The sequence below is a fragment of the Pedobacter sp. Leaf132 genome (assembly GCF_920984695.1).
In the GTDB taxonomy this organism is placed as follows: domain Bacteria; phylum Bacteroidota; class Bacteroidia; order Sphingobacteriales; family Sphingobacteriaceae; genus Pedobacter.
Genome location: NZ_CAKLBO010000001.1, coordinates 253569 through 268227, shown reverse-complemented (window position 1 = coordinate 268227; position 14659 = coordinate 253569). Strand labels below are relative to the sequence as shown.

13 protein-coding genes are annotated in these 14659 nt (G+C 35.2%); 7 read left to right on the top strand and 6 right to left on the bottom strand.

The window, feature by feature from the left end; translation table 11 throughout:
• Nucleotides 1–3 precede the first annotated feature (3 nt).
• The 4 genes from LUA86_RS01115 to LUA86_RS01100 form a co-directional block, all read right to left on the bottom strand.
• Nucleotides 4–1260, bottom strand: coding sequence for a putative DNA modification/repair radical SAM protein (locus LUA86_RS01115; RefSeq protein ID WP_231458702.1), 1257 nt, complete (start codon nt 1258–1260; stop codon nt 4–6).
• A gap of 119 nt (nt 1261–1379) precedes the next feature.
• The gene (locus LUA86_RS01110; RefSeq protein ID WP_231458701.1) at nt 1380–2024 is read right to left on the bottom strand and encodes an HD domain-containing protein; all 645 of its coding nucleotides are present in this window, start codon (nt 2022–2024) and stop codon (nt 1380–1382) included.
• Between the two features lie 69 nt (nt 2025–2093).
• On the bottom strand, nt 2094–2378 hold the full coding sequence (locus LUA86_RS01105) for a helix-turn-helix domain-containing protein (protein WP_231458700.1): 285 nt from the start codon (nt 2376–2378) through the stop codon (nt 2094–2096).
• Between the two features lie 225 nt (nt 2379–2603).
• On the bottom strand, nt 2604–3782 hold the full coding sequence (locus LUA86_RS01100; protein WP_231459250.1) for a class I SAM-dependent RNA methyltransferase: 1179 nt from the start codon (nt 3780–3782) through the stop codon (nt 2604–2606).
• Between the two features lie 72 nt (nt 3783–3854).
• Between LUA86_RS01100 and LUA86_RS01095 the strand changes: the two genes are divergently transcribed.
• The 3 genes from LUA86_RS01095 (at nt 3855) to LUA86_RS01085 (ending at nt 7060) form a co-directional block, all read left to right on the top strand.
• Complete coding sequence (locus tag LUA86_RS01095) at nt 3855–4223, top strand: DUF3127 domain-containing protein (protein ID WP_231458699.1); 369 nt, start codon at nt 3855–3857, stop codon at nt 4221–4223.
• Nucleotides 4224–4410: 187 nt separating this feature from the next.
• A complete protein-coding gene (locus tag LUA86_RS01090; RefSeq protein ID WP_231458698.1) occupies nt 4411–6240 on the top strand; it encodes a sensor histidine kinase KdpD in 1830 nt (609 codons plus the stop codon).
• 124 nt (nt 6241–6364) lie between these two features.
• Complete coding sequence (locus tag LUA86_RS01085; protein ID WP_231458697.1) at nt 6365–7060, top strand: response regulator transcription factor; 696 nt, start codon at nt 6365–6367, stop codon at nt 7058–7060.
• Between the two features lie 55 nt (nt 7061–7115).
• Here LUA86_RS01085 and LUA86_RS01080 read toward each other — a convergent pair whose 3' ends face one another.
• Both LUA86_RS01080 and mqnB read right to left on the bottom strand, forming a co-directional pair.
• Nucleotides 7116–7943, bottom strand: coding sequence for a menaquinone biosynthesis family protein (locus LUA86_RS01080; RefSeq protein ID WP_231458696.1), 828 nt, complete (start codon nt 7941–7943; stop codon nt 7116–7118).
• A gap of 129 nt (nt 7944–8072) precedes the next feature.
• Complete coding sequence (gene mqnB, locus LUA86_RS01075; protein WP_231458695.1) at nt 8073–8699, bottom strand: futalosine hydrolase; 627 nt, start codon at nt 8697–8699, stop codon at nt 8073–8075.
• Nucleotides 8700–8830: 131 nt separating this feature from the next.
• Here mqnB and LUA86_RS01070 point away from each other — a divergent pair, with 131 nt between their 5' ends.
• The 4 genes from LUA86_RS01070 to LUA86_RS01055 all read left to right on the top strand — a co-directional run bounded on the left by LUA86_RS01070 (nt 8831) and on the right by LUA86_RS01055 (nt 14657).
• Entirely contained in the window at nt 8831–9241 is a 411-nt protein-coding gene (locus LUA86_RS01070) for a 6-carboxytetrahydropterin synthase (RefSeq protein WP_231458694.1), read from the top strand.
• A 6-nt stretch (nt 9242–9247) separates the two neighbouring features.
• Entirely contained in the window at nt 9248–9883 is a 636-nt protein-coding gene (gene folE / locus LUA86_RS01065) for a GTP cyclohydrolase I FolE (RefSeq protein WP_231458693.1), read from the top strand.
• Nucleotides 9884–9958: 75 nt separating this feature from the next.
• Complete coding sequence (fabD, locus tag LUA86_RS01060; RefSeq protein ID WP_231458692.1) at nt 9959–10840, top strand: ACP S-malonyltransferase; 882 nt, start codon at nt 9959–9961, stop codon at nt 10838–10840.
• 88 nt (nt 10841–10928) lie between these two features.
• The gene (locus tag LUA86_RS01055; RefSeq protein WP_231458691.1) at nt 10929–14657 is read left to right on the top strand and encodes a HAMP domain-containing sensor histidine kinase; all 3729 of its coding nucleotides are present in this window, start codon (nt 10929–10931) and stop codon (nt 14655–14657) included.
• The last annotated feature ends 2 nt before the right edge of the window (nt 14658–14659 follow it).

Below are 14659 nucleotides of genomic sequence, written 5' to 3'. Positions count from 1 at the left end.
TTCCTAAAAAAGCAGCATTTGGTTACTAGGCGTTTTTAGGTATTTACTTTGACTATCTGCCATTATAAACGCTTTAATTTGAGTGCCCTGATAATCTTTTATCTGATAAGGCGTATCGACACAAACAATAAAATGCTTAGCCCGGTTGTAAGCTACGCCGATTTTTTTTAGCTGGTCAATCCTTAGTTTGCCAAATTTGCGGGCTTGCACAATTTTTTGAGCCGACATTACACCAATGCCTGGAATTCTTAAAATCATTTTATAATCTGCAGTATTAATATCTACAGGAAAATGCTGCATATTTCTTATCGCCCAACTTAATTTTGGATCTATATCAACGTCTAAATTAGGGTTTGCATCATTCAAAATCTCCTGAACTTTAAAGCCATAGAAACGCATAAGCCAATCCGTTTGATAGAGTCTGTTTTCACGCAAAAGTGGAGGTTGAGTGCCTAATATAGGCATCCTATTATCGTTGCTAATTGGTACGTAACCAGAATAATAAACCCTTTTTAGTGCAAAGTTTTTGTAAAAAGCATTTGCCGTATACATTATATCCTTGTCGCTTTCGGGTGTAGCGCCAATAACCATTTGGGTGCTTTGCCCAGCCGGTACAAATTTCGGCGTATGTTTAATAAGTTTTTTTTCTTCGGTGAGTTGTATCATCTGCTTGTTCACAAAATCAAGCGGTTTGATAACATCTTCGTGATTTTTTTCAGGTGCAAGCAATTTTAAACCGGCTTCGGTGGGCATTTCGAGATTTATGCTCATTCTATCAGCATATAAACCGGCTTCTCTTATTAATTCTTCACTAGCACCCGGAATGGTTTTTAGGTGAATATATCCATTGTAGCGCTGCTCCAATCGAAGTTTTTTGCAAACTAACAGCAAACGCTCCATGGTAAAATCAGCATTTTTGAAAATTCCGGAACTTAAAAATAAACCTTCAATATAATTTCTACGATAAAAATTCATGGTTAAATCAACCACTTCATCTACCGTAAATGCTGCTCTTTTTATGTCGTTACTTTTTCTGGAAACACAGAATAAACAATCGTAAATACAATGATTGGTTAGTAAAATTTTTAAAAGCGAAACGCATCGTCCATCTTCTGTGTAGGTATGGCATATACCCGATGAATGTCCATCGCCTAAGCCTTTATTATCATTTTTCCTGTTGCTTCCGCTTGATGAGCATGAAACATCATATTTTGCTGCATCAGCAAGAATACTTAACTTTTCACGAATTCTGTCAGACATAGATTTAATTTACTAACAAATATAGCTAAATAACTAAATTTATTAGCAATTATTCGGTATTTTAAACGCCTTTTAAGAATACATAAGGGTTTTTAAATCATAAAATTATCATTCATTTTTTAATTACCTTCCCACTCGTGGTAAAACTGCGTTAAATAACTTTCCATAAAATCATGGCGTTTTTGTGCTATGGCTTTCCCGCTGTCGGTTTTCATCATATCTTTTAGCAACAAAAGCTTTTCGTAAAAATGATTAATCGTTGGGGCGGTTGTATTTTTATAACTTTCTTTAGAATGATTTAATTCGGGTTTAATTTCAGGATCATACAACACACGATTTTTATAGCCGCCGTAAGTAAAAGCCCTTGCTATACCAATGGCACCAATAGCATCAAGTCTATCGGCATCTTGCACAATATTTAGTTCTTTGGATGTATAACTTAAATTATCAAAACTGTTTTTGAAAGACATGTTTTGAATTATAAGTTTTACTTGCACAATAATACTTGCTTCAACATTAATCGATTTTAAAAAATCTGCAGCCACATTTGGACCAAGCTCTTCGTCGCCATTATTGAATTTTGGGTCGGCAATATCATGTAAAAGCGCTGCAAAAGAAATAATAAGTTCGTTGCCTTTTTCAATTTGGTTAATATTGAGAGCTGTTTTAAAAACCCTTTCTATGTGGAACCAATCGTGGCCGGCTTCAGCATGTTCAAGGGTTTTTTTTACGAAGTTGATTGTTTTTTCTATATAATTCTGCATACCCAAAGGTATCAGAATTTATAGTTGAAAAGGATAGGCGAGCGGTTAATTTTTAAATTGGATTAACGTTTATTTAGCGCTCGCAGATTCCAATTTACTTTCTGAAGAAATACTTTTAATTAATTCAGATTGTTCCATAGTTAATACTTGTGTTACATCAATATCTAAGATTGCAGAAATTTGAAACAAGCGTTCTATAGTAAGTTTACTATAGCCGAGTTCAATTTTGCTGTAAGCATTTTGTGAAATCTTGAGTTTTGCTGCAAGATAATCTTGAGTGTAGTCACGGTATTCTCTGATTTTTCGAATGTTCCCTGCAACATTTTTCGTCTTCAAAGCCATCTGATCTTCCATAGGGTGAGGATTTTTTTTTAATCTAATACGCTTATAAACGAAAATTGTTCCAAAAAGGATCTAAAAAAAACACTTTTTGCATTAAAACGTCCGGCGTAGTATTTAAACATACGTTTTGTACATATGTTTTTTACATTTAATGCAACAAGTTAAAATAAAAATTTATAATTTTTTCTAAAAAATTCGCTTAAATATTATGCCGCCAATCCGTTTAAAAATAGGCGATTACAGCTCGGGTTGTGGCAGCCTTCGCGTACCATCATACAATTCATATTCTAACAATCTACAATCTAGTTTACCATTATAAAATTCAACTTTTTTCGAAGCTTTTAACCCGATTTTTTTTGCCAAATCAGGGTTGCCGGTAAAAATATAACCAGAATAACCTTTACAATGTTGCTTCATATAATCGCCCATACGTTTATAAGTTTGCTCCAGTTTACTATGAACACCTAAACGCTCACCATATTCCGGATTAAAAACAACTGCACCCTTACCGCCTTCTGGCACAGGTGTAGATTCGAAATCACATACCTGAAAATCAATCAAAGTATCCACACCAGCGGTTTTTGCATTACGTCTGGTTACTTCAACGGCATCTTCAGAAATATCAGAAGCAATAATTTTTATATCAACATTCTTAATAACCTGCTCTTTTAACAATCTACGTTCAGCAAAAAACACTTCTTCATCGTAACCAATGATGTGCATAAACCCATAATTCATTCGATATAAGCCAGGCGCTCGGTTTGTTGCAATTAATGCCGCTTCAATAGCCAGCGTACCAGAACCACACATTGGATTTATAAATGGCGACTTTTTATCCCATTGGGTTGCATAAATAACTCCCGAAGCTAAAGCTTCTAACATTGGCGCCTTACCCGGAATTTTCCGATAACCATGTTTTGCTAGGGTTTCACCCGATGTATCTATAAAAACATCTGCTTCTGCATCTTTCCAATATAAATGCACCACAGTTTTATTTGCATCAGAGCCTGAATTTGGCCTGATACCTTTCAATTCTTTTAATCTATCTACAATCGCATCCTTTACTTTAAGGTTAGCAAAAAGCGGCGTTGTAATATTAGGATTATCTACGTTGGAAGTAACAGAGAAATATCCGGTAAAATCAATTAATTCCTCCCATTCAATTGCCTTAATATTTTCGTATAAATCATCGGGGGTTATGGCTTTAAAAGCTTTAATTGAGTATAAAATCTGGCTTGCGCAGCGCAAGTTAAGGTTAAGTTTAATACATTCCGTTAGGGTAATATTAAGCTCAACACCTGTTGGAAAAGCTCTTTCTATAGTGTAACCTAAAGCCAAAACTTCTTCTTGTAAGTAAGGAGAAAGGCGTTTGTTGCAGGTTATGATAACCTTGCTTTTATTGTGGAAAACTTGCATCATATTGTATGCGAAGTTATCAATAAAATTATAGAGATTTGAACTTTATAGTGCAATAAAGTAGTATTTAATATGGAAATTAAGGGAAAAGTACACGAAGTGGGTGCCACGCAGCAAGTAAGCGAAACATTTAAAAAGCGTGATTTAATCGTTGAATATGCAGAAAATCCAACATATCCGGAATATATCCGTTTTGAGGCTTTACAAGATAAAACTGCATTATTAGACACATTTAAAGCGGGCGATGAGGTTGAGGTTTTCTTTAATTTACGCGGTCGCCCGTGGACAGATAAATCAGGTAAAACAAGTTATTTCAACAGCTTGGTTATCTGGCGTATAAATGCTATTGCAGCAGGTGCTCCGGCAGCAGCAACTCCGGCGTACGCAGCTCCGGTTGATGTAAGCAATACAGCAGGCGAAGATGATGATTTGCCTTTCTAAATAAAGAGTCTTTTTTAAGCAAACAATTTTGAACCATGCCGAGGCTTTAGCCTCGGCATTTTTTGTTTAGTAACCTCTGTTAAAATATGTTAAAAACAAATAGTTAGCTTCGTTAATGATTATTTTTGAAGTTGATATGGTTTTTTTACAGCACGCCTAATCTTTTGGCTTCCACTAAAATGCATAAATGAAGAAAAGAAGTTTTTTGTTAATTACTGTTTTAATGACAGTGGCTTTACTTGGTGTATTTGTAATGCAATTGTATTACATCAGGGAGGCTTATAACTTAAAATCTCAGCTTTTCGATCAACAGGTTAATCAAACTTTAACATCTGTAGTTAATAAAGTTCAGCGTTTAAATGCTGCAGATAGAATTACCAGAAAAGATTTTGAAAATAAGGTAAAGCGCAGTCAGGATTTAAGACAACGTGAGCTGGACATCAAAGATTTAAAGCAACAATTTACAGAGGCTTCTGAGATTAGACAGGCAGAAAGAGAAAATGAAATCGAAAATTACCTTAATCAGCAAGATAGTTTGATTAGAAAACGGTTTTCGGCACCTAAAGTAATTTCGGAGGTAGAATTTGTATCCCTATCTCCGGGTGGAAACGCAAAGCTGGATTTGCAAATGGAAGCCGTTATCGACATAAAAAATTATGCGCTTAGAGGCTTAAGTCTACGTTCGAAGCCTTACACCAGCAATACTAAAACCTTCGATTTTAGAAATGCACAAACGCTGCCTGATACAATCAGATATCAGGTTTTTGAACCCAGTACAGGTAAACCCTTGTTTGTTACGCTACCGAAAATCTCTGACGATTTAGAAAAGAAATTTAAACGTGAAGATGCTATAGCAAAGCGCCAGCTAGCCTTTAAAATTGCAGCATTGGGTAAAGGTACCATCCCATACAAAAACGGGTATAACCTACTGGAAGATGTTGCAAAGGAAATGACCGAAAAAGATATTCCGCTTAACAAAAGGATAAATTTTATCTCGTTAGATAACCGATTGAAGCAAGAATTTTTAAACCATAACATTAATCAGAATTATAATTTCAGGGTTAAATTAGCCCAGAAAGATTCTGTTTTATATCTACAAACATCAAATTCGACAGCAGATTTCTTACCTAAAAACACTTACAGAACCACCTTGTTTGGGAACGATTTATTTCGCGATCCGGGAATTCTGGAAGTTACATTTCCGAATAAAAATTCAGAAATCATAAGCAATTTGAGTGCAACACTGGCATCTTCAGTCGGTTTGCTGCTGGTTTTGGTCTTTATTTTCAGTTATACGCTTTACGCTATTCTTAGGCAGAAAAAAATCTCCGAGATGAAAACAGATTTCATCAACAATATGACGCATGAGTTTAAAACACCTGTGGCAACCATTATGATTGCAAGCGAAGCGCTAAAAGACCCGGAAGTAACTGAAGATAAATCGCGGTTAAAGCGGCTTGCAAGTATTATTTATGATGAAAATGTTCGTTTGGGAAATCACATTGAACGTGTGTTAAGTATTGCCCGACTTGAGAAAGGCGAACTCAAAATGGAAAACACCGAAGTTGACATTAACGATTTGATAATGATTGTGCTTGATAGTATGAGTCTTCAGCTTCAAAAGAAAAATGCAATCTTAAACATTAATACCGATGCAGAACATGCAACTGTTTTTGGTGATGAACTGCATCTTTCTAATGTGCTTTACAATTTGATAGATAATGCCAATAAATACAGCAAAGAAGTGCCCGATATCAGCATCAATACCCGAAACGTTGGTAAAAATTTGGTTATAGAAATTGCGGATAAAGGCATTGGAATGAACAAAGAGCATACAAAGCGGATTTTCGATCAATTTTATCGGGTGCCAACCGGTAACTTACATGATGTAAAAGGCTTTGGATTAGGCTTAAATTATGTGCAGGATATTGTGAAAAAGCTGGATGGAACGATTAAAGTAAGTAGTGAAAAAGATAAAGGCACAACTTTCGAAATAATGTTACCGTACATAAATTAAACCATAACACCGGTCGTAATTTATCCAATATTTCAAATTGAATTAAACCGTTACAAAGAATTCTACTCAAAGCTTTGGTAGCGTTTAATACAAAAACAGCGTTTACTTAATTAAAATCAATAAAATGAAAAAAATACTTCTGGTAGAGGACGACCCAAATCTTGGCCTTTTGTTGCAAGATTACCTACAATTGAAAGGTAAATTTGATGTAGTTTTATGTACCGACGGAGATGAAGGTTTAAAAGCATTTAATAAACAAAGTTTCGACTTGTGTATTTTAGATGTGATGATGCCTAAAAAAGACGGTTTTACTTTAGGTAAAGATATTAGAAAAGTGAACGCACAAGTGCCAATCATTTTTGCCACCGCTAAAACTATGCTCGAAGATAAATCTGCAGCTTATGATTTGGGCGGCGATGATTACATCACTAAACCATTCCGTATTGAGGAGCTTTTGCTACGCATAAATGCAATGTTTAAAAGAGTTGCAAATAAAATTGGCGCTACAGAAGAAGCTACTGAAAGTCAGTTTTCTATTGGTAAATACAATTTCGATTACACAACCCAAATTATAACCCACGATGAAATACAGCAAAAGCTTTCTACAAAAGAAGCTGAGCTGCTCCGTTTATTATGCTTGAAAAAAAACACAGTTTTAACCAGGGAAGAAGCGCTACTTTCTATTTGGCACGACGATAATTATTTTAATGGCCGAAGCATGGATGTTTTTTTAAGTAAGTTAAGAAAGTACTTACGGGAAGATTCTGCCGTAGAAATTATAAACGTACACGGCAAAGGTTATAAGCTTTTGGTTAGCTAAATTTTAAAATGATGTTTTAGGTTTTAATTAAAGCCTAAAACATTCAAAATCATTGCTAAATATATAAATCAGTTGGTATTGCCGGAATAAGATTTCGTTCTTGGGCGAGGTTAAATAAAGTGTTTACTGCTTTTTTACCTTCCACACCTAAATCAACACTGTATTTATTTACGTAAAGGTTAATGTGTTTGTACATTACAGCCTCTTCCATTTCCTGAGCGTGTTCGCGGATAAAATCTATACCCGATTTTGGATTTGCAAAAGCATATTCAACCGACTTTTTAATTAGCCTGTTAACTTTTAGCTGAATATCTTTATCCAGTTTTCTGTTGATTACAATGCCTCCCAGCGGAATGGCACAGCCGGTTAATTTCTCCCAATAATCACCTAAATCAATAATTTTTATCAGGCCTTTATCCTGATAAGTAAATCTGTTTTCGTGGATAATTAAGCCTAAATCTATTTCTTTATTAAGTAATGATTTTTCGATATCAGAGAATACCATTACCTTTTTATTTTGCAGTTGCGGATAAGCAATTCCCAGTAAAAAGTTTGCTGTGGTATATTTGCCGGGGATGCCAACTTTTAAATTCTCAGATAAATCAGTGCCAAATTGTTCTTTGCTAATCAACAGCGGACCAACACCAAAGCCCAATGCGCTTCCGGCATCAAGCAATGCATACTGATTTGCCACGTAAGCAAATGCATGAAAACTCAGCTTTGTGATATCTAGCTCACCTTGTAGAGCCTTTTTATTTAGTGTTTCAACATCATCAAAAAAAACCTCAAATTCTAAACCTTCGGTATCAATTTTATGATGAATTAGTGCATCGAATATAAACGTATCGTTTGGGCAGGGCGAAAAACCAAGTGTAAGTTTCATATTCAGATCGTATTGTTTTTAATCGTTAAACAGGATACGCCATGTATCTTTATTTGTGTTTTAGTGTTTCGGTACATGGCTATCTCATTTTTCAAAATTAAAAAACAATGCGGCATTAGTTGGTCATAATCAATTCATATCTCCAATAAAAGAAATCGCCCAATCGTTTAGATTTTTAATGGCTAAACCTATTTTCCATTTGTCTTTGTTTCTAGGTTCAACATAGTTGGATATACTTCGTATCTGCAAGCAATCGATTTTTTCGTGATGGCAGGCAAACAATACAGCCGCACCTTCCATACTTTCAGTAGCCGGATTTAAACGTTTAACCAGGTTTTTAATGTTTATATCATTGCCACTAACCCGATTAACAGTAACACCGGCAACCTGTGGTAAATTAACCCGAATATTGCTTTTACTTTTATAAGTGCTTTCGCCAAAACCTAAATCTGTAATGGTTAAAAAGTTATCTCCATCCTCGGCACCAAGTTCTGCAAAAGTATCCTGCGTAATATTTACAACCTGTCCTAACTCAATGCTTCTATCAAAACTTCCGGCAATGCCTAAATTCAAAACGAGGTTATATCTGGATGCTGTGAGGTATTTCCCCAATGAGAAAGCTGTTGCAACCATACCCACGCCGGTAATTAAAACATCAAATTTCTTTTCTTCCATAAAATCACCCTCCTGCAAACTAAAGTGCTGGTAAAAAAAGGTGAGTTCTGCTTTTGTAGCTGCAACAACCAATAATTTCATAGGCTTAAAGGTAAAAAATGCGTTCAAATCTATCGTATATTAAACGGCTAAGTTCATCATCCATTTTACATCTTTTTATAATTCGCTCGCCTTTGGTGTTAATACGTATATTTGCACATTATTTTTGAACAATGATCTATATAACTCGAAAAGCATCGTTTAATGCTGCTCATAAATTAGCCAGAGCAGATTGGGATGCGGATAAAAATACGGAGGTTTACGGTAAATGCGCTAACCCAAACTGGCATGGTCATAATTATTGGCTATATGTTACCGTTAAAGGTGAAGTTAATCCTGAAACCGGTTTCTTAGTAGATTTAAAATGGCTAAAGGATGTAATGAATACCTATGTTGTAGATAAAGTTGACCATAAAAACTTAAATCTTGATGTAGATTTTATGAAAGATAAACTGGCTTCTACAGAAAATTTAGCCATTGCCATTTGGGAACAATTAATTGCTCCGATAGCCGAGGCAGGTGCAATTTTACATTGTGTTAAAATTTACGAAACTGAAAATAATTTTGTTGAATACTTTGGTTAATTCTTAATGGAAAAAAAAGATATTTTAAAAGGTGAATCGAGAGACGGTTATGTAAAAATAGACCGTTACGATGAAACTAAAATTGAAGCTGTAGCCACACATTATAAAGATATTTTGATTAATCTGGGCGAAAATCCGGAACGTGAAGGTCTTTTAAAAACGCCGGAAAGAGTTGCCAAAGCGTTGCAATATTTAACACATGGTTACGATTTAAAGCCCGATGAGATTTTAAAATCGGCCATGTTTGAAGAAGATTATAGCCAAATGGTTGTTGTAAAGGATATTGAAGTATATTCAATGTGCGAACACCACATGCTTCCATTTTTTGGAAAAGCGCATATTGCCTATATTCCAAATGGCCACATTGTGGGCTTAAGTAAAATTCCTCGTATTGTTGATGCCTTTGCCCGCAGATTGCAGGTGCAAGAACGCCTAACCAACGAAATAAGAGATTGTATCCAGAATACTTTAAACCCAATGGGCGTTGCAGTAGTTATGGAATGTAAACACCTTTGCATGGCGATGCGTGGTGTACAAAAACAAAATTCTGTTACCACAACATCTGCTTTTACAGGTACATTTTTAAGTAACGATAAAACAAGAGCAGAGTTTTTAAGGTTAATTACAGCAAGTTTAGATTAACCCAAACCCTTAATCGGGACTTTAGTGGTCATTAATAAGTTTAACTAAATATTTTCCCTTTGGGGATAAAGAATTATGAAAGCATATATTTTCCCTGGTCAGGGAGCACAATTTGTAGGCATGGGTAAAGATTTATATGAAAACCCAACCGCAGCTGCATTATTTGAAAAAGCAAATGAAATTATTGGTTTCCGCATTAGCGATATTATGTTTAGCGGAACTGACGAAGAACTAAAACAAACCAACGTAACACAACCTGCAATTTTTTTACATTCGGTTATTTTGGCAAAAGTTTTAGGAGATGATTTTAAACCAAATGTTGTTGCCGGGCACTCCTTAGGCGAATTTTCGGCGCTTGTGGCGGCAAATGCACTAAGTTTTGAAGACGGTTTAAGCCTTGTGATTGCCCGTGCGAACGCAATGCAAAAAGCTTGCGAAGCTCAACCATCAACAATGGCTGCAATTTTAGGTTTGGCTGATGATGTAGTAGAAAAAATTTGTGCAGAAGTTGATGCCATAGTTGTACCTGCAAACTATAATTGCCCTGGCCAATTGGTAATTTCGGGAAGTATTGAAGGCATTGATTTAGCTTGTGCAAAACTAACTGAAGCAGGCGCTAAAAGAGCCCTGAAACTAAACGTTGGTGGTGCTTTTCACTCTCCGCTAATGGAGCCAGCTAAAATTGAACTTCAGGAAGCTATTGAAAACACAAATATTTTAACGCCAATTTGCCCGATTTATCAAAATGTTGACGCAAAACCATACACAGATCCAGAACAAATAAAGCAAAACTTAATCAAACAATTAACCGGTGCAGTACGTTGGACACAAACTGTTACGCACATGCTGGCAGATGGAGTTACCGAATTTGTAGAAGTTGGTCCGGGTAGTGTTTTACAAGGATTAGTTAAAAAAGTAAGCCGAGAGGTAAACACGAGCAGTGCTAGCATTGCTTAAAATCCTACTAAATAATTAATATTCGGCGCCATAAGCATTATTGTTTATGGCGTTATTTTTTGTCAATATTTAATATCTTTATCGATAGATGAAATTAAGCTTTGGTGTTAAAATAAGATTTCTACTGCTTATTCTAGGCTGCTGCCTAATAGCCACTTCTATTTCGCTAAGTCATTTTACTACTAAATCCGAACTTTTAGAGCGTGACGCAAAAAAGATTCAGGAAAATTTATCCTTAAAAGAAAATATTGTAGACAATTTTCTATCTGATAAAAATAAGATAAAACAAGCCGAAAAATTTCACCTTAATGCCGCTGCAGGAATGCATTTTCTCGAGCATTACCGCCCAAATGGCATTAATCTGCAAACATTTTACAAAAACCAGCTCAAATATTGGAGCACCATTAAAGTTATAGATGTTAATCCATCTTTTATTAAAGAAGGAAAATCTGTTTTGCAGTTATCAAATGGTTATTATGAGGTTATAAAGAAATCTGATGGAGATTTTACCCTTCTATTTTTAATTGCCATTCAATCTCAATATTCCGTTCCAGAAAACAGATATTTTAAAAATGATATCGATGCGCTCCTATCCGATTCTAAAATAGTTACGCTGGCTTCATACTATGATAAAGATGCTTACTCGATTAGAAGTAATGACAATATTTTTCTATTTAGCTTAAAAGTTAAGCCCAGCTACGCCGATGACTATTATTCTGACACAGAATTATGGCTATTTTTTGCCGGAATTATTTGCATTTGCATGTTTGTAAATTCCCTCTGCTCATTAATTGCCAGAAAAGGAAATCTTATTTTTGCAAGTTTTTTACTGCTGGCATTTTTCGTTACAGGCCGGTTAACCGATATTTGGTTTGGTTGGTTTAACCATCGGTTTCCGCTAGAATTATTTGACCCTAAAATTTACGCCAATAGTGATTTAATGCCATCGCTTGGCGATTTCCTAATGAATGTATTAGCTGCAACCTGGTGGCTCCTATTCGTTTATAATCATAAAGAGCAATACAAATTTCCAGAATGGATAAGAAAAAATAAATGGATTGGAATATTAATACACGCAATTCTATTAATCCTTATCGGGGCAATTGCATTTTTTGTTGATGATTTATTTTTTGGTTTAATCAATAACTCAAAAATTAATTTCGATATCATTAATATTCTTAAGCTAAGTGGAAACAGCTGGGTAAGTATAGTTATTTTATGTTTGGCGTGGTTTCAAATTTATTTAATAACCATTGTATCAATTGAGGTAAGTAAACAACTTAATGTAAGCAACCGGGAAAGGGTTATGCTCTTCGTAGTTGGTTTCGCTGGCGTATTTATTTATCGGTTACTGAATAATTTTACAGCCTTTTTTATCATTTATGCGCTTGTTTTATTTATCGTTGCAAGGATATCTTACGTAAAAACAAAGCGTTTTTCTATTGGTTTGCTAGCCATTTTATTCTTCTGCCTTGCTTTTAATACATCAATTAAATACATCAAATATAAAGATATTAAAGAGCGAAGTGAGCGGGAGCTTCTGGCTAGAAAGGTGCAAGCTTCAGAAGATCCGAATGCAATTATCGCTTTAGGTAAATTAGAACGTCAGTTGTTAGAAGATGATTTCCTGGTCAAATATTTCAACACAAATGGCCAGGCAAACTTCGCCGTGTTAAAAAATCACCTTAAAGGTTATTTAGATGGTTATTTAAGCCGCTATGATTACAATTTATACGATTACAACAAATTCGACAACTTACTAAACAAAGCCGATGTACAACCGATTGAAAAATACAAAAACCTTGTAGAATCTGGTTCTGTAAAAATTGAAGCTTCAAACTTTTTCTATCAGGTTAACAATACATTTGGTTATCAGGATTATTTCGGTATCATCCCTGTTGTAAGTAAAAATAGTTTAGTTGGCACTTTGATTATAGAGCTGCGCTCCAAGCCTTATAATTATAGCAACCGATTACCAGATTTACTCTCCGACCAGAAATACAATAAAGATGAGGAATTTAAGGGCTATTCAATTGCTTTGTACAGTAATGATAAACTTTTAAATCAATCTGGATCATATACCTATCCGCTAAGCGGAAAAATTTATAAAGGCAAGCAAGATGATTTTGTTGTTGACAACGATGATAACCTGCATTACAGTCATTTAATATTTAAGCCAAGCGCCAGTAAAATGGTTGTGATAAGCAAAGAAAAAGTGGGCTACATAGAACGTTTGGCCGCTTTGTCTTTTTTCTTCCTTGTTTTCATTATTTTCTGCTTTATACTTTATGGTTTAATATGGCTAATTAAAAACCTGGATGATGATAAGGTTGGTTGGTTTAGCATTAACCGATCTTTAATGATTAATGCCAATAAAATTCTGTATAAAACGCGTATTCAGGTATCCATTGTGCTCACCGTTGTTGCAACCCTGCTTGTGGTGGGTTGGACAACCTACGGATACATGAATAAGGAATACAGAGGCCAGCAGGATGTGTTGATTAAAGATAAAATCAGAAAGGTTCAACAGAACTTTGAGAAACAGGTTTTTAATGATGGTAAAATAAATACGGATGAAAACGCGATAGCAGATTTTAACAATTTTGCAGATATAAATAATGCAGATTTAACCTTATACGATACCAAAGGTGATGTGATAATGACCACTTACCCAAAACTTTACAACTACAAAATTATTGGCCGGAAAATGGGGCCTACTGCCTATTTAAACCTAAGCGGATTGCAGCGTTCGGAATTTATTAACCAGGATGAAAAAATAGGGAATTTAACTTATGCCGCTGCTTATGCACCGATTAGAAATGCCCAGAATAAAACCATCGCATTTATTGGTTTGCCAAATTACTCTAACGAGGATGAATACAAGGATAAAATAGCGCTTTTTGTGAGTAACCTTATTAATATATATGCATTGGTTTTTGTTGCTATCGGGGTGCTTGCAGTATTTTTGGCAAATCAGATAACAAGTCCGCTAACCTTTATTCAAGAAAGCATTAGCCGCACAAAAATCGGACAAAAAAATGAACCAATAGTTTGGCGCAGGCACGATGAAATTGGAACCTTAATTAAAGAATATAATAGCATGATTGCCGCACTGGAGGAAAGCGCTGCAAAATTAGCCCGTTCTGAAAGAGAAAATGCCTGGAGAGAAATGGCCAAACAGGTTGCGCATGAAATTAAAAACCCTTTAACACCGCTAAAACTAGGCGTTCAGTTATTAGAAAAATCATGGAAAGAGAATGACCCAAACTTCGAGCTAAAGTTTAATAAATTTAGTAAATCATTTATTGAGCAAATTGAAAGCCTTTCTAAAATTGCTTCGGAGTTTTCGAATTTCGCCAGAATGCCAGATACGAAATTAGAACAAACTGCTGTTTTACCAGTTATTGAGCAGGCAAGAGAAGTGTTTAAAAATGCAGAAAACGTTGAAATTACGGTAACAAATAGAGCAGAAATAAATGCTTACATTCAGGCAGATAGAGACCAGCTACTAAGAACATTTAACAATCTGTTTAAGAATGCAATTGAAGCAATTGAGCCTGATGCCGCATGCAACATAAATGTGCTGCTCTATAATGATAATCAAAGTGCCTATATCGAGATTAAGGATAATGGAAAAGGTATTCCGGCTGTGTTACACGATAAAATTTTTGTACCGAACTTTACAACCAAATCGTCGGGAACCGGCTTAGGCTTAGCGTTTGTTAAGCAGGCTATAGAAAATGCCGGAGGAAATATAACGTTTACTTCTGTAGCAGATAAAGGAACAACATTCTATCTAAGCTTTCCTTTGATTTAAGC